Source organism: Salinibaculum sp. SYNS191 (assembly GCF_037338445.1).
In the GTDB taxonomy this organism is placed as follows: Archaea; Halobacteriota; Halobacteria; order Halobacteriales; family Haloarculaceae; genus Salinibaculum; species Salinibaculum marinum.
The window spans coordinates 2478421-2496719 of the sequence record NZ_CP147838.1; the positions used below are offsets into that span (position 1 = coordinate 2478421).

The following is an 18299-nucleotide window of genomic DNA, read 5'->3' on the forward strand; positions in this document are numbered from 1 at the left end:
GCGTTCCGGCAGGGAGAGTCGCGTCGCTCGGTGTCGGCGTTGGGAATACAGAAAACGTGACGAAAACAGCACACGGGCGGAAACAGGCAGTTGGCTGGGACGAGGACGGGTGGCCTACTCTGTGAGTTTCCCCCGAAGTACCGGCTCGTACATCGACGGGCGGTTGCGGCTGTACTCAGTACTCGGTTGGACTCGTGTCGTTGTGTCCTTCTTTTCCTCCATACACCCACTGTGTGTCCAGTGTATATTAAATCTTCTGCCCGTTCGTCCATGAAATAGCGACAGAATTTGCCACGAGGGTTTCGAACTCGTGCCGAAGTTGACGGTCTCCGGGGTATTGACACTCGAATGCGACGAACGTCGATTCGCGCGCCGGTCGCAGCGTCACGGCGACTCCGGACACGGTCACCCGTCGCGGCGGTCGCTGGTCGCCACCTTGATATCGAGTTTCTCCGTGCCGCGAATCCACTCGACGTAGTCCGCCAGCCGCTCCGCCTCGCGCAGCGCCTCGATGGTGTCGTACTCCTCGCGGAGTTCCGCGTTGCTGAAGAGGGCGTGAATCTGCTTGTGGCAGGGCCGACACAGCAGCACCGTCGGACTGTCCTTGCGGTTCTCGGGTACCAGGTGGTGCTCCTGGACGACCTGCGGGTCCGGGATGCGCTCGTCGGGCACGACCCGCTGGCACAGCGCACACGTCGTCGTCATAGCTCGTCGGCGGCCGCCATCGCACGCAGGTCTGCGACCCGCTCGCGTATCGCCGCCATCTCGCCCGACTCCTGCTTGGCGTCGACGTGGCTGTACATCAGCCCCATCCGGTGGTTGCGCCGCAGGCGCTCCTCGTTGCGGTCGAGGAAGTCCCAGTACAGCGCGTTGAACGGGCAGGCACCCTCGCCGGTGGCCTTCGTCTTGTAATACCGGCAGTCCCCGCAGTAGTCGGACATCCGGTCGACGTAGTTGGCCGAGGAGACGTACGGCTTCGTCGCGAAGACGCCGTGGCCGAACTGGCCCATCTCCACGACGTTCGGCGTCGTGACCCAGTGGTAGGCGTCGACGTAGGTGGCGTGGAACCACTCGTTGAGTTGCGCCGGTTCGACGCCCCACAGCGTCGCGAAGTTGGCGAGCACCATCAGCCGCTGGATGTGGTGGGCGTACCCGCGCGCGTGTACGTCGTCTATCGTCTCCGACAGGCAGTGCATATCGGTCTCGCCACTCCAGTACAGGTCGGGGAGGTCCCGGTCGGCCTCCAGCTGGTTGGCCGTCGCCAGCGCTGGCATGGTGTGGCGGTAGACGTGGCGGACGAACTCCCGCCAGCCCAGCACCTGCCGGATGACTCCCTCGGCGGAGTTGAGCGGGACGTCCTCGCGCTCGCGGTAGGCCGCCTCGACGGCCTCGACGACCTCCAGCGGGTGCAGCAGGCCGAGATTCACCGCCGGACTCAGGAGCGCGTGGGCCATCGCCCAGTCGTCGGCCCGCATCGCGTCCTGATATGGGCCGAACTCCGGCAGCCGCCGGTCGACGAAGTGGGCAAGCTGGTCGCGGGCCTGCCGGCGCGTCACCGGCCAGCAGAAGTCCTCGGTGCTGCCCCAGGTATCGAACGCTTCGGACACCCACGCCGCCGTCTCCGCCGTGACCGCGTCGTAGTCGAACTCGGGGACGGGCGGCGCTTCCCAGTCGTCCGGCGGGACCTGGCGGTTCTCGTCGTCGTAGTTCCACTCGCCGCCGACCGGCTCGCCGTCTGCCATCAGGACGCCCGACTCGCGGCGCATCCAGCGGTAGAACTGCTCGTGGCGGAACGCATCGCGCCCGTCGGCCCATTCGTCGAAGGCCGCCCGCGTGCTGGCGAACAGTTCGTTTTCGACGAGGCGCAGGCCACCGCCGGCGTCCGCGACCAGGTCCGCGAACCGCTCGCCCGACCCGTGGCTCGGTGATTCCATCGCCACCAGCGTCGCGTCCGGATTGTCGGCGAAGAACTGCTCGAAGCCCTCGCCGAACGTCTCCGTCTGGAGGTAGGTCACGTCGTAGCCGGTCTCCAGCAGGCGGTCACGGAACTGCCGCATCGCGGCGAAGACCAGCGTCAGTTTGTGGTGGTGGTAGGGGAGCCGTCGGGCGAAGCCGTGCGCCTCTATCATGAGCACCCGGCTCCCCGCCGGCGCGCGGGCGAGCGGCCCGGACCGCTCGTTCAACTGCGTGCCCAGCACCCAGGGGACGTCGTCGTCGCCCAGCGCGTACTCCGGCGGGTCGCCGACCGTCGGCTGTCGCATGGCCACCCTAGGGCCGCGAGCGGCATAACTCCCCGCCGGCTCCGGACAGAGACGCAGCTTCGGGGATGTGCCGGGTCTGCAACTCTCAATCCGGGTTTATGTTGCCTCCCGTCGAAAAGAGTCGCGCATGGCAGACATCACCATCACGACCACGGACGGTCTCGACGGCCGGGAGGTCACGGAGTACCTCGGCGTCGTCTCCGGCGAGGCGGTCATCGGCGCGAACGTCGTCAGCGACATCGCCGCCGGCATCCGCGACGTCGTCGGCGGGCGCAGCGGCTCCTACGAGAAGAAAATCGAGACGGGACGCAACGAGGCGCTGAAGGACATCCGCGAGGAGGCGACGGAACTCGGCGCGGACGCCGTCGTCGGCGCTTCCTTCGACTACGAGGAGATGGCCGAGGGGATGCTCTGGGTGAACGTCGCCGGCACCGCCGTCCGGACCCGATAGCCGGACGACCGGCGACGCGGCTCACCTGCCGCCTTTCTTCCGGTACCAGACGCGCTCGCCGACCGGCGAGGTTCCCTCCTCGATGTCCAGCCGCGAGACGAACAGGTCCCGGACCGCCAGCGTCGTCGTCAGTTCGGTCCGCTCGCCGTCGGTCTCGACGGTCACGACGCAGTGACCGTCCCGCTCACCGATGTCGACGACCGTCCCCTCCGTCCAGCGGTCGGCGTCGTGGGTCGGCTCCCGTGCGTGAATCCGGTCGTGGGTCACACCGGCGATACGGGCTCCGGTCGGTCAGCCCTTTCGCCCAATTCCTGCGGGACGCCGGGATTCGTCGGCTCCAGCCGCTCCAGCCGCGGGCGTCGAAACGTGACTCTCGTCCCCGCTACGTCTGCAGTTTCGGACCCGGCTTCCAGGTGTTGCCTTCCAGCACCACGAGGTCGTAGCGCTCGAGGACCTGCATCGTCTCGACGACCGCCTGCGCGTCGTAGGTGACGGTCATGTCCGACGGGAGTTCCTGCGCGATTGCGCTGCGCGTCCCGCCGCCCATCTGGGTGACCGTCTCCAGCAGAATTTCCAGGTCGTGCGTGAAGGGCTTGAGCGTCTCCGGTTCGGACTCGTCGGAGCGCAATTTGGTTATGACGTCCTCATAGTTGCCCGTAATCTCCATTGATACCGACACGTTGTCTCCATTCTCGCTGTCTTCGTCGCTCATATCACAGACCTGCGCACATACGATAAAAAGTATTTCTCTCTCTCTCACATCGACGCCAGCTGACCCATCAGATATTACCGTATCGGCTACCGGTCTGTACAGACGGTGGCACGTTCGGCGACGAGCACGCCATCCCCGCAATTGACCGGTGGCTTCACGATTGCGTACCCTCGCGACCGGTTCGCCGGCGGTGACGAACGGGACCCCCGCGGCGGTTCCGCTGGTCGGGACGTGTCCCGCGTCGAGTGACGCGCACCCTCTCCTGCCGGACCGGCCGCTCAGAGTCCCCAGAGAACAGTCTCACACGAACGGCAGACGACGACCATCTCGTGCTTCCCGGCGTCGGTCATCTTGTTCTGCACGTCCTTTCTGGTGTGGCTACACTGGGTCACACCCGAACGTCGCGTCCGCCCCTCCTTACACCTGCGCCGCAACTGGACGGGGACATTTATATCAGGCCCGCCGGGGTCCGCCGGCCACTGGCCGGGTGACACTATCGACGACGGCACTCCGGCGGCGGGGACGCCGCTGTCGAGAGCAACTTCCACACCGTCCAGACCGCTTCAAAAAGGTTGTCTCGTGCCGCTGCGTCTCACCGGGGCGTCCGCCCGTCGACGCGGGAGCGCTCCGGTCCGCTCACTCCAGGTCGAAGCGGTCGAGGGTCATCACTTTGGTCCACGTGTCCACGAAGTCGTGCACGAACTGCTCCTCGCCGTCGTCGCTGGCGTAGACTTCCGCGATGGCCCGGAGCCGGGAGTGCGACCCGAAGATGAGGTCCGCGCGGGACCCCTTCCACTTCAGCTCGCCCGTCTCGCGGTCGTACCCCTCGAAGACGGTTCGCTCCTCCGAGACCGGTTCCCACTCGGTGTCCATGCCGAGCAGGTTCACGAAGAAGTCGTTGGTCAGCGTCTCCGGCTGGTCGGTGAAGACACCGAGGTCGGACCCCTGGTAGTTGGCGTCCAGCGCCCGCATGCCGCCGACCAGTACCGTCATCTCGTCGGGCGTCAGATTCAGCAGGGCCGCCTTGTCCACCAGGGCCTCCTCGATCCGGCGGTCGAGGTCGTCACTCGCGTAGTTCCGGAACCCGTCGGCGTCCGGCTTGAGCGCCTGGAACGACTCGACGTCGGTCTGCTCCTGGGAGGCGTCGGTCCGGCCGGGCTCGAACGGCACCTCGACGTCGTAGCCGGCATCTGCCGCCGCCTGCTCGATGGCCGCAGCACCGCCCAGCACGACGAGGTCCGCGAGCGAAACCTGCGTCCCGTCCGAGCGCGTGTCGTTGAACTCCGCCTGAATCTCTTCGAGGGTCGAAAGCACCGTCTCCAGCTGTTCGGGCTCGTTCACTTCCCAGTTCCGCTGGGGTTCGAGACGGATGCGAGCACCGTTCGCCCCGCCGCGCTTGTCGCTGTCGCGGTACGTCGACGCCGACGCCCAGGCGGTCTTGACGAGTTCGGAGACCGAGAGGTCCGACTCCAGAATCTCGGCTTTGAGGTCGGCAATCGCCTCCTCCCCGATGAGGCCGTAGTCGGCGTCGGGGACGGGGTCCTGCCAGAGCATCTCCTCGTCGGGCACCTCCGGGCCGAGGAACCGGGACGGCGGGCCCATGTCGCGGTGGATGAGCTTGTACCACGCCTTCGCGAAGGTCTCCCGGAACTCCTCGGGATTCTCGTGGAAGCGCTCGACGATTTCCCGGTAGTCCGGGTCCCGCTTGAGCGCGATATCCGTCGTCAGCATCATGGGGTCGACCATCTCGTCGGGGATGTGGGCGTCCGGCACGCTCTCGTGGAGGTCGTCGTCGACCGGCGTCCACTGCCAGGCACCGCCGGGGCCCTTCTCGGGCTCCCACTCGTGGTTGAGCAGGTTGTCGAGAAAGCCCATGTCCCAGCTGGTCGGCGCGTCCGTCCACGGGCCCTCGATGCCGCTGGTAATCGTGTCGGGGCCCTTGCCCTCGCCGAACTCGTTCTCCCAGCCCAGCCCCTGCTTCTCCATGGGAGCTGCTTCGGGTTCGGGGCCGAGGTTGTCGTCGGAGTCGGCACCGTGGACCTTCCCGAACGTGTGTCCGCCGGCGATGAGTGCGACCGTCTCCTCGTCGTTCATCGCCATCCGGTCGAACGACTGTCGGATGTACTTCGCCGACTCCTCGGGGTCCGGCTCACCGCCGGGGCCTTCGGGGTTCACGTAAATCAGGCCCATGTGGTCGGCGGCGAGGTCGCCCTGGAGGTTCCCCTCCTCGTCGTGGCGCTTGTCCGCCATCATCTCCTCTTCCGGGCCCCAGTCGACACCCTCGTCGGGCGCCCAGGCGTCCTCGCGTCCGCCGGCGAAGCCGAACGTCTCGAAGCCCATCGACTCCATCGCGACGTTGCCGGAAAGCACCAGCAGGTCGGCCCACGAGAGTTTGCGGCCGTACTTCTGTTTGACCGGCCAGAGCAGGCGACGCGCCTTGTCGAGGTTCGCGTTGTCGGGCCAGCTGTTGACGGGTGCGAAACGCTGCGTGCCGCCGGAGGCCCCGCCGCGGCCGTCGGTGGTGCGGTACGTACCGGCGCTGTGCCACGCCATCCGGATGATGAGCGGCCCGTAGTGTCCGTAGTCGGCCGGCCACCACTCCTGGGACGTCGTCAACGCGTCCTCGATGTCCTCCTTCACGGCCTCCAGGTCGAGCTTCTGGAACTCCTCCGCGTAGTCGAAGTCCTCACCCAGCGGCTCGGCCTGCTGTGCGTTCTGGTCGAGCATATCCAGTTTCAGCTGATTCGGCCACCAGTCATGGTCGGACCCATTCATACGTTGATGGTTGCCGCTTTCACATCTTAAGGGTGTCCATCCGGGAGGAAATCTTGGTCGCACTCCAAGAAATATACTGGATTCGTCAATCTCTGCCGACGACAGATTCGGGCTCTGGAGCCTGTATGCCGTCTCCGAGACGGACGACATAGCAGACTCGAACTGCGGCAAGCAACGCCCGTACCCGAGACGAGACCAGTTCTCTCCAGCGTGCTCGAACGCTACTGACAGAGTGATCCGGACGGTTCGGGAACCCTTCGGCAGTGACTGCTACTTGCGCTTCGAGAGGGGTTCCCGGAGTCGCCACTCGTCCGCCTCGGGTTCCAGATTCGACGGCTCGGCACCACGCTCGGTGAGGATGCCGGCGTGGTAGAGCATCGCTTTCAGCTGGAAGACGGTCGGCGAGTGGTAGGCGGTGCCATCTTCGAGAACGCTCGCTCGAAGGTTTCCGTCGCCGGTGAGCGCCCGCTCTCGAACGTCGTCGTCACCCCGCAGAAACAGTTCCACGGTGAACGTCGGGTGGTGGACGTGGAGCCACTCGACGAGTTCGACGAGCGACGGACTCTCGATGCCGTCGACGTACATCTGCTGGAGTTCCTCGACGAGCAACTGGGTCGCCGGATAGGCAAAGACCACACGCCGCGTGAGTTCGCCCCACTTCGGCGCGACGTCGATGAAGCGCTTCCGCGACCGCTTCCACTGCTCGAACGCGCCCAGAGCGGCGTCCAGCGACGTGTATTCCCGAAGCGCAAACCGCACGACTTCACGGCCCAGCGGCGTCAACTGATCGTCCAGATGGTCGACGAGTCCGAGAAACTCGGCACCCTGGAAGGCGCTGTCGACGGCACCAACCACGTGTTCCTCGACGAGTGCGCGCGCATCGCTCTCGTGGGAGACGGCCAGCGGAACTGCGAGGTAGTTCTTGGGGTGGTTGAGTCCGAAGTTCTTGTCGGCGACGCCCTGCGCGCTGGCCTGGAACCGGATTGCAGTCGCCTCGTCGGCTGTCCGGTTGCCGACGACGCGTGGTCGTTCGAGGACGCGGAGGTCGCCGTCGGGAGTCACGCCGAGGACGCCGACGTTGAGTTCCCGCGCGAGCGTCTGCGCAGACTGGGTGATCGCACCGGCGGGTGCAGTGACGTACGCGACGTTGGCTTCATGCAGACGGTCGTGTGCCTGCACGACGCCACGCTCCACGTCGACCCCGCCGCTGGTGTATCCCTTCGCTTCGATTGCGACGAGTGGCGGGTCCTCACCGAGTCGGTCGACTGCGAGGAAGTCGTCGTCGAGATGCCGCACACCGACGAGGTCGGGATACCCGGAGCCGACCTGCACGTGATTGAACGGAGCGAGCGTCGACTTGATGACTTCCTCTATTGGCTGATCGTCGATCCAACGTTCCTGTGCGAACTGCGTGTCGGCGACGACGTACGTGTCTTCGCTGGTCTCTGGAAAGAGATGCTCCTTCGTCTGGGCGAGCACGTGCGGTTCCGTCAGCGAGGCCGCACTCGACATAGCTGGCCTTCGGACACCCTCCCCAAGAGTGTTCGGTCACGAGGGGTGGCCCGAGATTTAGTTCCGGTACACAACGGGTCGGTGGCGAATAGACTCCAGCCCGGGATTGGTCGCAGAAAGCGGGCGGCGAGGGATTTGAACCACGCCCACTTCGGTCGCTTCGCTCCCTCGTGTTCTAATTCAAATCCCTCGGTGGCGCTTTCGCTCCTCACGTCCGTTCGTCGCAGAAAGCGGGCGGCGAGGGATTTGAACCACCTGAACTTCGCTCACGACGGTCGCTCGTTCCGTAGTTCAAAATCCCTCGCTGCCGGTTCGCTCACTTCGTTCGCTGCACGGGCGGCGAGGGATTTGAACCCCCGACCATCTGGTCCGGAACCAGGCGTTCTGTCCGCTGAACTAGCCGCCCTCGAAGCACAGTAACAAACAGCGTAATAAAACCGTTGTGACCTACGGCGACTCGCTGGTCTCCAGCGTGAAACTGTCCGTGGGACAGGCCGTGCAGGTCAGGCAGTACCCGTTGTCCATCTCCTCGTCGCTGAGGGTGTCGTTGTTGGCGTGGCGGATGTAGTCGTGGGCGTCGCCGTCCGCGATGTGGCCGGCACAGGAGAGACACGAGCCCTCGCGGCAGGCGTAGGGCAGGTCCCAGCCCTCGTCCTCGCCGGCGTCGAGCAGCGTCTCGTTGTTCGCCACCTCGATGGTCGTGCCCTCCTTGGCGAACTCGATGTCGTAGACCTCGATTTCGTCCTCCGGGATGGCGGCGGGGTCGAAGCCCGCATCCTCTTCCTCGCCCTCTTCGAGTTCCGCGCCGCCCTCGCCGGCACCGACGGCGCCGACGGCACCGCCGCCGCCGATGGAGCGGTTCATGGGCTCGGGGAAGTCCGTCTCCGGCACGGATTTCGCGCGCCGTTCGAGGACTTCCTGAGAGATGTCCTCGGCGGGTTTCCACTCGGTTCCCTTCGAGTAGTGCAGGAGCACGGCCACAGACGTGAACACGACGCCCGTGATGACGCCAACCGATGTCAGCTGGACCAAGTCGTTCCACCAGAAGCCAAGGAAAACGACCCACAACAGCAGGGCACCGCCGATTAGAATGGCGTCTCTGTTCATGTACGCCGGTATGGAACAACGGTATAATTAACTGTTGTTTCTGCGCAGCCCCCGCGCCGACGTGCAGTCTTCTTGACGCCGTCAATGTCAATCGGGAGAAATCTGTCCGATCGAATCACGTCCTTTTATTAGCTGTCGTGTCAGTGATTCGTGATGGTATGGTCCCCGAACAATTACAGCGGTTGATGCCAGCGGTACGTGGCTGGGCCGGTCGGACCGGCTTCGCCCTCCTGGCGGCGGGTGTCCTCCTGTTCGGCTACGAGGCCGGATTCGTCCTGATGGAAGTCAGGCTGGACCTCTTCGTCGCTGTCCTCGCTATCGGCCTCCTGCAGGCGGAGTTCGCGGTGCTCTCGTTCGCCGCGTTCATCCTCTCGTCGGCGGCCGTCTTCGCGGGCTGGTCCGCCCGTTCGTGCCGGTACGACCCCCTCCACGACGCCGGCACGGTCACCGCCATCGTCCCCGTGTACCGCGACGCAGCAGTGCTCGACCGGAGCGTCCGGAGCCTCCGGAATTCGAACTACCAGGACCTCGACATCCTCGTCGTCTGCGAACCTGACGACGCGCCGACAATCGAGCGGGCGAAGGAACTCGCCTCGCTCGACGGTGTCGACTACCTGATAAACACCGAAAAGCCCGGCTCGAAGGCCGGTGCCATCAACTACGCCGTCTCCCGGACCGACGGCGAGTACGTCGCCATCCACGACGCCGACGAACTCGTCCACGAGGGATTCCTCTCGCTCGCGGTCGCGAAACTCCAGGACGCCGACGTGGTCCAGGGGCGGACCGTCCCCGAACCCGACGGCTTCATGGAGTCGCTCGCCTACTACGAGTCGGTCCTGCTGAGCTACGTCTCGCGGCGAATCCTCTACGTCTTCACGGACTTCAAGATGGCCGCCTCCCGCGCCGTCGTCATGCGCCGCGAGGCGCTGGAGTCCGTCGGCGGCTACGACGAGGAGATGCTCACCGAGGACTTCTTCTTCGCCTACCAGTGCTACCGGAACCGCCTGGACGTGCGCGAACTGCTCGACGCCCCCTCCCGCATCGACGCCGCCCACAACATCACGGACTGGTGGGGCCAGCGCAAGCGCTGGATGACCGGCTACGCGCAGGTCCTCCACCGCCTCATCGCCACCATCCGCCCGGTGACCGACTACCGGAACCTCTTCTCGGTCGCCATCGGCGCGAGCACCGTCGTCGGGAGCCTGCTCATGCTGACCATCCTCTCGAAGTTCGCGGTGCTGGTCGTCGCCGGCTCCGGTGCCCTGTTCGTCGCGCCGATGGCGGCAATCACCGGCGTGACGCTGGCCATCCACTGGCACGACTACCGGCGCGGACTCGTCAGCGCCCCCACGTACGTCTGGCTGCTGGTGCCGCTTCTGTTGCCCATCTACAGCCTGTCGGCCATCAAGGCCGTCTTCGAGTACGTGTTCTCCTGGAGCGGCGAGTGGTACCGGGTCTCCAAGAAGGCCTAGAGGAACTCCTCGACGGCGTTCCACCGCTTGTCGTTGTACGTCCCCTGCTCGGTCGTGTCGAACTCCCGTTCGATGCGCCGCCGGAGCGTCTTCTTCCCCTGCCGGTCGATTCGGGCCAGTTCGTCGGCCTTTCCGACCGGGAGCGGCGGACCGCGCTCGCCGGCCACCTCCGAGAGGAGGTGCGTCGTCAGGTCCGCCCGCAGGTCGGCCTCGCGCGTGAACGCGTACGGCGCTTCGACGCGGTATATCAGGTCGTCGCGGGGGTCGTAGACGACGAAGAAGGTCACCTCGTAGGCCTCGGCGTCGAGCGCGCGCTCGTGGTCGACCGACAGCGACCCGTCACAGAGCATCCCGTCCGTCCCCACGCGCGAGCGGAACCAGTTGGTAAAGGTCAGGTGGTCGGTCTTCGGGTCGCCGTCGTCGTCGAGTCGCTCCAGCACGCGCCGGAAGAAGGCGTCGTCGTTGACCCACGGCGCCCCCAGTTTCGAGCGCAGCGTCCGCGTAATCGCCTTCGAGGCGCTGTTCTTGACGAATCCCACGAGCGGCACCTCCCGCTCGGCGAATATCTCGACCAGTTCGAGGTAGTTCGCCACCACGTCGCGGGGCTGTTCCTCCTCGGTCAGCAACCGCCGGAGCTCGGGGTCGCGCTCGCTCCACTTCAACAGTCCAGTCGGGTAGATGGGGCCGTCGAGCACCAGCAGGTCGTCGACGACGCCGGCCTGCTCGATGGCGTGTTCGCTCTCGGCCAGGTACAGCGCCAGCGCGTGGACGACAGTCTGCTCGTAGCGGTCGACGCGGGGGGCGTGCAACACCCGCCGGCGGGCGTAGCCGCGGTCGCCGCCGCGCCAGTCGTCGTGGACGTCGACGCTCGGGTCGTTCGTGTGGACGGTCATCACGATGGTCCGCCCGCGGTGCAGTTCGACGTCGGAGGGGACGGCGGCCATCGCCGCCTGCGAAACGTCCAGTACCAGCCCGTTCTTGAACGTCGTCGGGTTGATGGTGCCGGCGTCGAGGCCGTGCTGGGTCGGGAAGGCCGTGTCGGTCAGCGCGATGTCCTCGACGGGGACCATGTGTCGCTGCACCGCGTCCAGCGGCTCCAGAACCACGTCCTCGCCGTCGTACAGCGGGTCCAGAAATTCCGCCCAGGCGCGGTCGGCGATGTCGCCGTGGTCGGTGTCGTCGACGTCCTCGCCGACCTGGCCGGCGAGTTGCGCGATGCCGTCCACGTGGACGGGGTCGAGTGTCATGACGGCCTATTCGGTGCTCGTCACAAAAGTACCGGGGGCACGGACTGCCTCACTGCCCGGAGTCTTCTGCGAGCATCCGCTGGAGCGCCTCGGCGATCTCCTCGTAGCTCTGCATCGAGAGCCCGTCGGTCGTGATGAGCACGCCCTTCCGGTCGGCGGCCACCCGCAGGAGGTAGCCGTTCTCGAAGGCCCGGACGGTGAACTTGTAGCGGCCGAGTTCGGAGTTCTGGTAGGCGTTTTGCGTCTCGCGGTAGCCCCGCCACTCGTGGCCGACGAAGGTGTTGAGGTCGGCGTCGCGTTCGAGGTCCTCGCGCAGATAGAGCTGGTCGAAATCCGACCGCGTGAAGTAGGTGACCGAGCGGAGGCTGTCCCCTGTCGCCGTCCGGGCCGTGGTGACGATGTGTTCAGCCTGCTCGTCCGACAGCAGTTCCGATTCCATGTCCTGACACTCACGGCCCGGACACATAACTCCGATGTTCGCGGCCACCCCCGGGGGCCGACGCCTATATAAACCCCGGTCACGCCTGAGGCGACGAGCCGACAGTCCGAACGCACCAATCGTCACCTGCTATGGGAATCCTCACGGCAGTCAAGACGTGGACGACCGGCACCGAAGGGACGGAGACGACTGACGGCACTGCGGACAGACGCGCCCGCTGTCGCAACTGCGGCCGGTACTACGGGGCCGACGAGTCGCTGTGCCCCCACTGCGGGTCGGGCAACAAGCTTCTGCAGGGGCCGCCGTCGGGCCAGCGGCCGCGGTAGTCCCGTCTCAGAACGGGCCGCTGTCCACGAGGTTCGCCATCACGGTCCGCTCGGCGCGCCGGAGCAGTTCCGCGGCCGTCCCCGTCGAACAATCCAGCCGCTCGGCGACGGCAGACAGCGTCGCCTCCCGCGTCGCGCTGTAGTATCCCGTTTCGACGGCCGCCTCGACGGCGTCGAACTGCCGCTGCGTGAGTTCGAGGCGGCTGTCCACCCGGCCGGCGAGGTACTCCCCGACCGCGAGCACCTCCACCCCCATCGTCCCGGGAACCGCCTCCACCGCCGACTGGACGGCGTCGGCGGGGCCGACGGCGGTCACCCCCACCGTCCCGTCGGCCCGGTACGCGACGGGCATCACGAGCAGCAGTCCCGGCTGTGCGAACGCCTCGGAGAACTCGCGGTCGTCGGTGGTCAGCGCCTCCCGGACGTAGAGGTAGAACGAGTCGTCGGGACAGGTGTCCAGCGCGTACGCCTCGACGGCGGCCCGTTCCTCCAGCGCGCTCCGGTAGGGCTCCTCGGGCCCCTCGACGTGGAACAGCAGCGCGTGGGCGTCGTCGTACCGCTCCCGGGCGAGCAGGCGCGCGGCCGCGTACTCGTCGTGGGCGACGAGAAAGTCGTGCATCGGGTTCCGCTCCGTGGGGGGCTGGTCGATTTCGACTTCCAGGTAGCGCATCCTCTCGTCCGTCCACAGCGGGCCGGGACACATAACGGTCGGCCCCCTGGACCGAAAGTGTCTCGGGCCGCGCTCGCCACGCACTGGTATGGACGTAGGGCTCGTCATCCTCGACGGCTGGGGGCTGAACCCCGACGCGGACGCCCGTGACGCCGTCGCCGCCGCCGACACACCCACCTTCGACCGCCTCCGCGAGACCGGCGCGTTCGGCACGCTGGAGACGCACGGCCGCCGCGTCGGCCTCCCGGAGGGACAGATGGGCAACAGCGAAGTCGGCCACCTCAACATCGGGGCCGGCCGCGTCGTCACGCAGGAGTCGGCGCGCGTCAGCGACGCCATCGCCCGGTGGAAACACGAAGCACCTGCAGATGTCGACTCCGGCGACCCGCCGATAGACGAGAACGAGGCCATCCAGTCGGCGCTCGACTACGCCGCCGACAACGACGGCCGCCTCCACCTCCTCGGCCTCGTCTCCGACGGCGGGGTCCACTCCTACCAGGACCACCTCCACGCGCTCGTCGACCTGGCCGCCGAGCAGGGCGTCGAGGCGGTCACCCACGCCTTCACCGACGGCCGCGACACCGCGCCGAAAGGCGGCGCTGGCTACCTGGGGGAACTGGCGGCCCACGCCGCCGAGCGCGGCACCGGGGACGTGGCGACGGTCACCGGGCGGTACTACGCGATGGACCGCGACCAGAACTGGGACCGGACCCGCCGCGCCTACGACGCCATCGTGAACCGGGAGGCCGACCACACCGCCGCCTCCGCCGTCGAAGCGGCCGAGCAGTCCTACGAGCGCGGCGACACCGACGAGTTCGTCGAGCCGACGCTGGTCGAGGGGGCGCCGGCGATGGCGGACGGCGATGCCGCGATTTTCGTGAACTTCCGGTCGGACCGCGCCCGGCAGTTGACCCGACTGCTCGCCGACATCCGTCCCGACGACTGGGCGTTCGAGACCCATCCCCCGGACGTGCGCCTGGTGACGATGACCGAGTACGACGCCACCTTCGACGTGCCCGTCGCCTTCCCGCCGCGACAGCCGACGAACACGCTGGGGGAGGTGCTGTCCGACGCCGGCAGGACGCAACTGCGCATCGCGGAGACCGAGAAGTACGCCCACGTCACCTACTTCTTAAACGGCGGCCGCGAGGTGGAGTTCGACGGCGAAATCCGCGAAATCGTCGAGAGCCCGGACGTGCCGACCTACGACCTGCAACCGGAGATGAGCGCGCCCGAGGTGACCGATACGGCAATCGAGGTCGTCGAGACCGAGGACCCCGACGCGTTGGTGCTCAACTACGCCAACCCCGACATGGTCGGCCACACCGGCGACTTCGACGCCGCCGTCGCCGCCGTCGAGGCCGTCGACGAGCAACTCGGTCGGCTGGTCGAGGCGCTGGAGGCGGCCGGCGCGCACGTGCTGGTCACCGCCGACCACGGCAACGCCGACGACATGGGTACCGAGGAGGAACCCCACACCGCCCACACGACGAACCCGGTGCCGTTCGTCTACCTCTCTCCCGACGGGGAGTCACGACGTGACTCCGAACGCGCGAGCGGTGGAGCCGCGAGCGACGGTAGCGACGGCGGCCGGGAGGTCCGCGCAGGCGGGACGCTCGCGGACGTCGCGCCGACGATGCTGGCGCTGGCGGGCATCGAGCAACCGCCGGAGATGACCGGCGAGTCACTCCTCCAGTAGATGCGCGCCTACCGCGTCGCCTACGACGGCCGGCCGTTCCACGGCTTCCAGCGCCAGCCGGACGTCCACACCGTCGAGGACGCACTTCTCGACGCGCTGCGTGACCTCGACGTCCTGGCCGGCGACGCCGACGCGCCGGCGGGCTACGCCGCCGCGGGTCGCACCGACGCCGGCGTCTCTGCCGTCGCGCAAACGGTGGCCTTCGAGGCTCCCGAGTGGCTCACGCCGGCGGCGTTCAACAGCGAACTCCCGGCGGACGTGCGGGCCTGGGCCAGCGCCGACGCGCCGGGCGACTTCCACGCGACTCACGACGCCGTCGCGCGCGTGTACACCTACCACCTCCACGCACCGGAGGCGGACGCCGAGCGCGCCCGCGACGCGCTTGTCCGGCTCTCGGGCGAACACGACTTCCACAACCTGACGCCCGACGACGCGGGCACGGTCAGGGACCTCGACGGAGCGGTCGAGCGCGACGGCCCCTTCCTCGTCGTTCGCCTCCGGGCGGGCGGCTTCGCCCGCCAGCTGGTCCGCCGGGTCGTCGCAGTGGTCGCGGAGGTCGCCCGCGGCCAGGCCGGAACGGACCGCATCGACGCCGTGCTCGGCGACGACCCACTGGCGGGGCCGGAGGGGGTCGCCCCCGCGCCGGCGCACCCGCTCGTGCTGACCGACGTGACCTATCCCGGCCTGGACTTCGCGGTCGACGACGCGGCGCTCGCGAGCGCCCGCGAGGTGTTCGAGACGCGGCGTGTCGAGCACGCGACGATGGCCCGCGTAACCGGCGTGCTGGCCGACTGTGGACCGCCGTAGGTGTCAGCAGAACGGACGGTAGCGGGCCCAGCGGGCGCGTTCGACTGGAAACGGTTTTGCGGCTGGGGGCAAATGCTCCGGCAATGGCCGAGTCGATACGGGTCCTGCACGTCGAGGCGGACGGCGACGCCGCGACCCGGACGGCGCGAGCGCTCCAGGAGGTGTACGACCGCTTTTCGGTCGTCACTAGAGAGAGCGCGCGGGCCGGGCTGGCGTACCTCGACGAGCACCCGGTCGACTGCATCCTCAGCGGCTACCACCTCCCGGACAGGGACGGGCTGGCGTTTCTCGACGCCGTCCGCGAGGTCCGGCCGGACCTCCCGTTCGTGCTGTTCACCGACGACGGGTCGGAGGCGGTCGCCAGCGACGCCATCTCCGCGGGCGCGACGGAGTACTTCTCGCGGGACGGCAGCGCCGAGCAGTACGACCTGCTCGCGAACCGCATCGTCACCGTCGTCGAGAGCTACCGCGCCATCGAGCGGACGGCCCGGCTCGAACGCATCCGGACGCTCGTCCGCGACGTCAACCAGGCGCTCGTGCGCGCGACCACGCGGGACGAAATCGAGTCCCGCGTCTGTGACATCCTGGCCGGGGCCGACCCCTACCAGTTCGTCTGGATCGGCGAGGTCGACCCGGAGACCGAGCGGCTGGAGCCCACGACGTGGGCGGGTAGCGAGCGCGGCTACCTCGACGACGTGACCGTGACGACCGACGACGGTCCGACGGGCTGGGGACCGGCAGGGTCGGCGCTTCGGGAGTGCGACGTCGCCATCACGCAGAACATCCAGGAGGACCCGGCGTTCGAGCCGTGGCGCGAGGCGGCCCTCGAACGGGGCTATCAGTCGGTGGCCGCGGTCCCGCTGGTCTACCAGGACACCCGCTACGGCGTCCTGAACGTCTACGCCGCACGCCCCCACGCCTTCGACGACGACGAGCGTGCGCTGCTGGCCGAGGTCGGCGACGACATCGCGCACGCCTTCCACGCGGTCGAGGTCCGCGACCAGCTCGCCCACGAGCGCGAGCGGTTCCGCCGGCTCGTCGACGAGGTCGAGGAGTACGCCATCTTCCGGCTCGACACCGACGGCACCGTCGTTAGCTGGAACGAGGGCGCCCGCCGGCTGGGGGGGTACACGAGCGACGAGATACTCGGCGAGCACGTCTCGACGTTCTACCCGCCGGATGCCGAACCCGACGCCGCGACGACGCTGGCGGTCGCCGCCGAGGAGGGCAGCTGCGAGAAGGAGGGTTGGCGCGTCCGCAAGGACGGCTCGCGGTTCTGGGGCGCGGTGACGGTCACCGCGCTCCACGACGACGGGACGCTGCGCGGGTTCACGGTGATAACGCGGGACATGACAGAGCAGCGCGACCGCGAACGCGTCCTGCGCCGGTTCGAGCGGGCGGTCGAGTCGGCCGGACAGGGCGTCTACATCACCGACGCCGACGGCGAAATCGAGTACGTCAATCCCGCCTTCGAGGAGATTACGGGCTACAGCCGCGAGGAGGCAGTGGGGAAGACGCCGCGAATCCTCAAGTCCGGCGAGATGCCCGAGGAGTACTACGAACAGCTGTGGGCGACGCTGCTCGACGGCGAGCCCTGGGAGGCGGAGATAACCGACCGGCGCGCGGACGGCGAACTCTACTACGCGCACCAGACCATCGCCCCGATTCTCGACGACGAGGGCGAGCCACAGGAGTTCGTCGCCATCCAGACGGACGTCACCGAGCGCAAGGAGCGCGAGGAGGACCTCCGGGTGATGACGCGGGCCATCACCGAAGCCCCGATCGGCTTCGTCATCACCGACCCGGACCGGGAGGACAACCCGATCGTCCACGCCAACGACCGGTTCCAGGAACTGACCGGCTACGACGAGTCGGAGATCGTCGGGCGCAACTGCCGGTTCCTCCAGGGGGAGGGGACGGACGCCGAGGCCGTCGCGGCGATGCGCGAGGCGGTCGACCGGGAGGAGCCGGTGTCTGTCACCCTCCGGAACTACCGGAAGGACGGCTCCGAGTTCTGGAACCGGGTCACCATCGCGCCGGTCACCGACGAGACGGGGTCGGTCACCAACTACGTCGGCTTCCAGCAGGACGTCACCGAGCGCAGGGAGCGCGAACAGCAGTTGCAGGTCCTCGACAGGGTGTTGCGGCACAACCTCAACAACGACCTGAACGTCATCCGGGGGCGGGCGGAGACCATCGAGTCAGCGGCCCCGCCCGAGATCGCCGACGAGGCGACACACATCGTCGCGAAGACGTCGGAACTCTCGGCGCTCGTCGACAAGGAGCGAGCGATTACGAAAGTCCTCTCGGAGAACTTCCAGCGGCGGCCACTCGACGTCTCGGCCCTCGTCGAGGGGACGGCAACCTCGACGTCGACGGACTACCCCGACGCGGCAGTCGACGTCGACGTTCCCGACGGGGTCACCGCGCTGGCGACCAGCCAGTTCAGCCGGGCCCTCGACGAACTCGTCGAGAACGCCATCGTCCACAACGACGCGGACCGCCCGGAGGTGTCGGTCTCGGTTACCCGGGACGGCGACACCGTCGCCATCGACGTCGCGGACAACGGTCCGGGCATCCCCGAGATGGAACGGAACGTGCTGCTCGGCGAGGAGGAACTCGAACCGCTGTACCACGGGAGCGGGCTGGGGCTGTGGCTCGTCTACTGGATCATCCGCCAGTCCGGCGGCACGCTCTCGTTCACCGACGGCGACCCGACGGGGAGCGTCGTGACCATCGAACTCCAGGCCGCTCCCGGCGTCGACGCCGACGGGACGACCGAGTAGCGCCGTCTCACTCCCGGGCGCTCGTCCCCGGCGCT

The 18299-nt window shown here is 67.6% G+C and carries 16 protein-coding genes and 1 tRNA gene; 6 read left to right on the forward strand and 11 right to left on the reverse strand.

What is annotated here, in order from left to right; translation table 11 throughout:
* Nucleotides 1–405: 405 nt before the first annotated feature.
* Complete coding sequence (locus WDJ57_RS13305) at nucleotides 406–705, reverse strand: hypothetical protein (protein ID WP_338901301.1); 300 nt, start codon at nucleotides 703–705, stop codon at nucleotides 406–408.
* A complete protein-coding gene (locus WDJ57_RS13310) occupies nucleotides 702–2261 on the reverse strand; it encodes a cryptochrome/photolyase family protein (RefSeq protein WP_338901302.1) in 1560 nt (519 codons plus the stop codon). Before WDJ57_RS13310 ends, WDJ57_RS13305 begins: the two co-directional genes overlap by 4 nt.
* 127 nt (nucleotides 2262–2388) lie before the next feature.
* Here WDJ57_RS13310 and WDJ57_RS13315 point away from each other — a divergent pair, with 127 nt between their 5' ends.
* Entirely contained in the window at nucleotides 2389–2712 is a 324-nt protein-coding gene (locus WDJ57_RS13315; RefSeq protein ID WP_338901303.1) for a YbjQ family protein, read from the forward strand.
* Nucleotides 2713–2733: 21 nt separating this feature from the next.
* Here WDJ57_RS13315 and WDJ57_RS13320 read toward each other — a convergent pair whose 3' ends face one another.
* From WDJ57_RS13320 to WDJ57_RS13345, 6 genes are all read right to left on the reverse strand, one after another.
* The gene (locus WDJ57_RS13320; protein WP_338901304.1) at nucleotides 2734–2979 is read right to left on the reverse strand and encodes a hypothetical protein; all 246 of its coding nucleotides are present in this window, start codon (nucleotides 2977–2979) and stop codon (nucleotides 2734–2736) included.
* 115 nt (nucleotides 2980–3094) lie between these two features.
* Nucleotides 3095–3424: a hypothetical protein gene (locus WDJ57_RS13325; protein WP_338901305.1), complete on the reverse strand. Its 330-nt coding sequence runs from the start codon at nucleotides 3422–3424 to the stop codon at nucleotides 3095–3097.
* A 636-nt stretch (nucleotides 3425–4060) separates the two neighbouring features.
* The gene (gene katG, locus WDJ57_RS13330; RefSeq protein ID WP_338901306.1) at nucleotides 4061–6199 is read right to left on the reverse strand and encodes a catalase/peroxidase HPI; all 2139 of its coding nucleotides are present in this window, start codon (nucleotides 6197–6199) and stop codon (nucleotides 4061–4063) included.
* A 270-nt stretch (nucleotides 6200–6469) separates the two neighbouring features.
* On the reverse strand, nucleotides 6470–7711 hold the full coding sequence (locus WDJ57_RS13335; protein ID WP_338901307.1) for a hypothetical protein: 1242 nt from the start codon (nucleotides 7709–7711) through the stop codon (nucleotides 6470–6472).
* Between the two features lie 333 nt (nucleotides 7712–8044).
* A tRNA-Arg gene (locus WDJ57_RS13340) sits at nucleotides 8045–8117 on the reverse strand.
* Nucleotides 8118–8158: 41 nt separating this feature from the next.
* On the reverse strand, nucleotides 8159–8743 hold the full coding sequence (locus WDJ57_RS13345; protein WP_338906299.1) for a 2Fe-2S iron-sulfur cluster-binding protein: 585 nt from the start codon (nucleotides 8741–8743) through the stop codon (nucleotides 8159–8161).
* Nucleotides 8744–8976: 233 nt separating this feature from the next.
* Between WDJ57_RS13345 and WDJ57_RS13350 the strand changes: the two genes are divergently transcribed.
* Entirely contained in the window at nucleotides 8977–10290 is a 1314-nt protein-coding gene (locus WDJ57_RS13350; RefSeq protein ID WP_338901308.1) for a glycosyltransferase family 2 protein, read from the forward strand.
* Here the strand turns inward: WDJ57_RS13350 and WDJ57_RS13355 are convergent.
* Together WDJ57_RS13355 and WDJ57_RS13360 are read right to left on the reverse strand one after the other, a co-directional pair.
* Entirely contained in the window at nucleotides 10287–11537 is a 1251-nt protein-coding gene (locus tag WDJ57_RS13355) for a DNA double-strand break repair nuclease NurA (RefSeq protein ID WP_338901309.1), read from the reverse strand. The genes WDJ57_RS13350 and WDJ57_RS13355 overlap by 4 nt on opposite strands.
* A gap of 49 nt (nucleotides 11538–11586) precedes the next feature.
* Nucleotides 11587–11976: a DUF7522 family protein gene (locus WDJ57_RS13360; protein ID WP_338901310.1), complete on the reverse strand. Its 390-nt coding sequence runs from the start codon at nucleotides 11974–11976 to the stop codon at nucleotides 11587–11589.
* A 131-nt stretch (nucleotides 11977–12107) separates the two neighbouring features.
* On the opposite strand from WDJ57_RS13360, the gene WDJ57_RS13365 reads away from it, so the two are divergent.
* Nucleotides 12108–12302: a hypothetical protein gene (locus WDJ57_RS13365; RefSeq protein ID WP_338901311.1), complete on the forward strand. Its 195-nt coding sequence runs from the start codon at nucleotides 12108–12110 to the stop codon at nucleotides 12300–12302.
* 7 nt (nucleotides 12303–12309) lie between these two features.
* Here WDJ57_RS13365 and WDJ57_RS13370 read toward each other — a convergent pair whose 3' ends face one another.
* Nucleotides 12310–12972, reverse strand: coding sequence for a helix-turn-helix domain-containing protein (locus WDJ57_RS13370; RefSeq protein ID WP_338901312.1), 663 nt, complete (start codon nucleotides 12970–12972; stop codon nucleotides 12310–12312).
* A gap of 88 nt (nucleotides 12973–13060) precedes the next feature.
* On the opposite strand from WDJ57_RS13370, the gene gpmI reads away from it, so the two are divergent.
* The 3 genes from gpmI (at nucleotide 13061) to WDJ57_RS13385 (ending at nucleotide 18264) form a co-directional block, all read left to right on the forward strand.
* Complete coding sequence (gene gpmI, locus WDJ57_RS13375; protein ID WP_338901313.1) at nucleotides 13061–14671, forward strand: 2,3-bisphosphoglycerate-independent phosphoglycerate mutase; 1611 nt, start codon at nucleotides 13061–13063, stop codon at nucleotides 14669–14671.
* Complete coding sequence (gene truA, locus WDJ57_RS13380) at nucleotides 14672–15478, forward strand: tRNA pseudouridine(38-40) synthase TruA (RefSeq protein ID WP_338901314.1); 807 nt, start codon at nucleotides 14672–14674, stop codon at nucleotides 15476–15478.
* Nucleotides 15479–15561: 83 nt separating this feature from the next.
* Nucleotides 15562–18264: a PAS domain S-box protein gene (locus WDJ57_RS13385; protein ID WP_338901315.1), complete on the forward strand. Its 2703-nt coding sequence runs from the start codon at nucleotides 15562–15564 to the stop codon at nucleotides 18262–18264.
* Nucleotides 18265–18299 lie beyond the last annotated feature (35 nt).

Excerpts from the sequence above, each read along its gene's own strand:
- WDJ57_RS13355 (WP_338901309.1), bottom strand. The coding sequence starts at position 11,537 with ATGACACTCGACCCCGTCCACGTGGACGGCATCGCGCAACTCGCCGGC.
- WDJ57_RS13365 (WP_338901311.1), top strand. The coding sequence starts at position 12,108 with ATGGGAATCCTCACGGCAGTCAAGACGTGGACGACCGGCACCGAAGGG.
- WDJ57_RS13335 (WP_338901307.1), bottom strand. The coding sequence starts at position 7,711 with ATGTCGAGTGCGGCCTCGCTGACGGAACCGCACGTGCTCGCCCAGACG.
- katG (WP_338901306.1), bottom strand. The coding sequence starts at position 6,199 with ATGAATGGGTCCGACCATGACTGGTGGCCGAATCAGCTGAAACTGGAT.
- WDJ57_RS13315 (WP_338901303.1), top strand. The coding sequence starts at position 2,389 with ATGGCAGACATCACCATCACGACCACGGACGGTCTCGACGGCCGGGAG.
- truA (WP_338901314.1), top strand. The coding sequence starts at position 14,672 with ATGCGCGCCTACCGCGTCGCCTACGACGGCCGGCCGTTCCACGGCTTC.
- gpmI (WP_338901313.1), top strand. The coding sequence starts at position 13,061 with ATGGACGTAGGGCTCGTCATCCTCGACGGCTGGGGGCTGAACCCCGAC.
- WDJ57_RS13310 (WP_338901302.1), bottom strand. The coding sequence starts at position 2,261 with ATGCGACAGCCGACGGTCGGCGACCCGCCGGAGTACGCGCTGGGCGAC.
- WDJ57_RS13325 (WP_338901305.1), bottom strand. The coding sequence starts at position 3,424 with ATGAGCGACGAAGACAGCGAGAATGGAGACAACGTGTCGGTATCAATG.
- WDJ57_RS13305 (WP_338901301.1), bottom strand. The coding sequence starts at position 705 with ATGACGACGACGTGTGCGCTGTGCCAGCGGGTCGTGCCCGACGAGCGC.
- WDJ57_RS13385 (WP_338901315.1), top strand. The coding sequence starts at position 15,562 with ATGGCCGAGTCGATACGGGTCCTGCACGTCGAGGCGGACGGCGACGCC.
- WDJ57_RS13370 (WP_338901312.1), bottom strand. The coding sequence starts at position 12,972 with ATGCGCTACCTGGAAGTCGAAATCGACCAGCCCCCCACGGAGCGGAAC.
- WDJ57_RS13350 (WP_338901308.1), top strand. The coding sequence starts at position 8,977 with ATGGTCCCCGAACAATTACAGCGGTTGATGCCAGCGGTACGTGGCTGG.
- WDJ57_RS13360 (WP_338901310.1), bottom strand. The coding sequence starts at position 11,976 with ATGGAATCGGAACTGCTGTCGGACGAGCAGGCTGAACACATCGTCACC.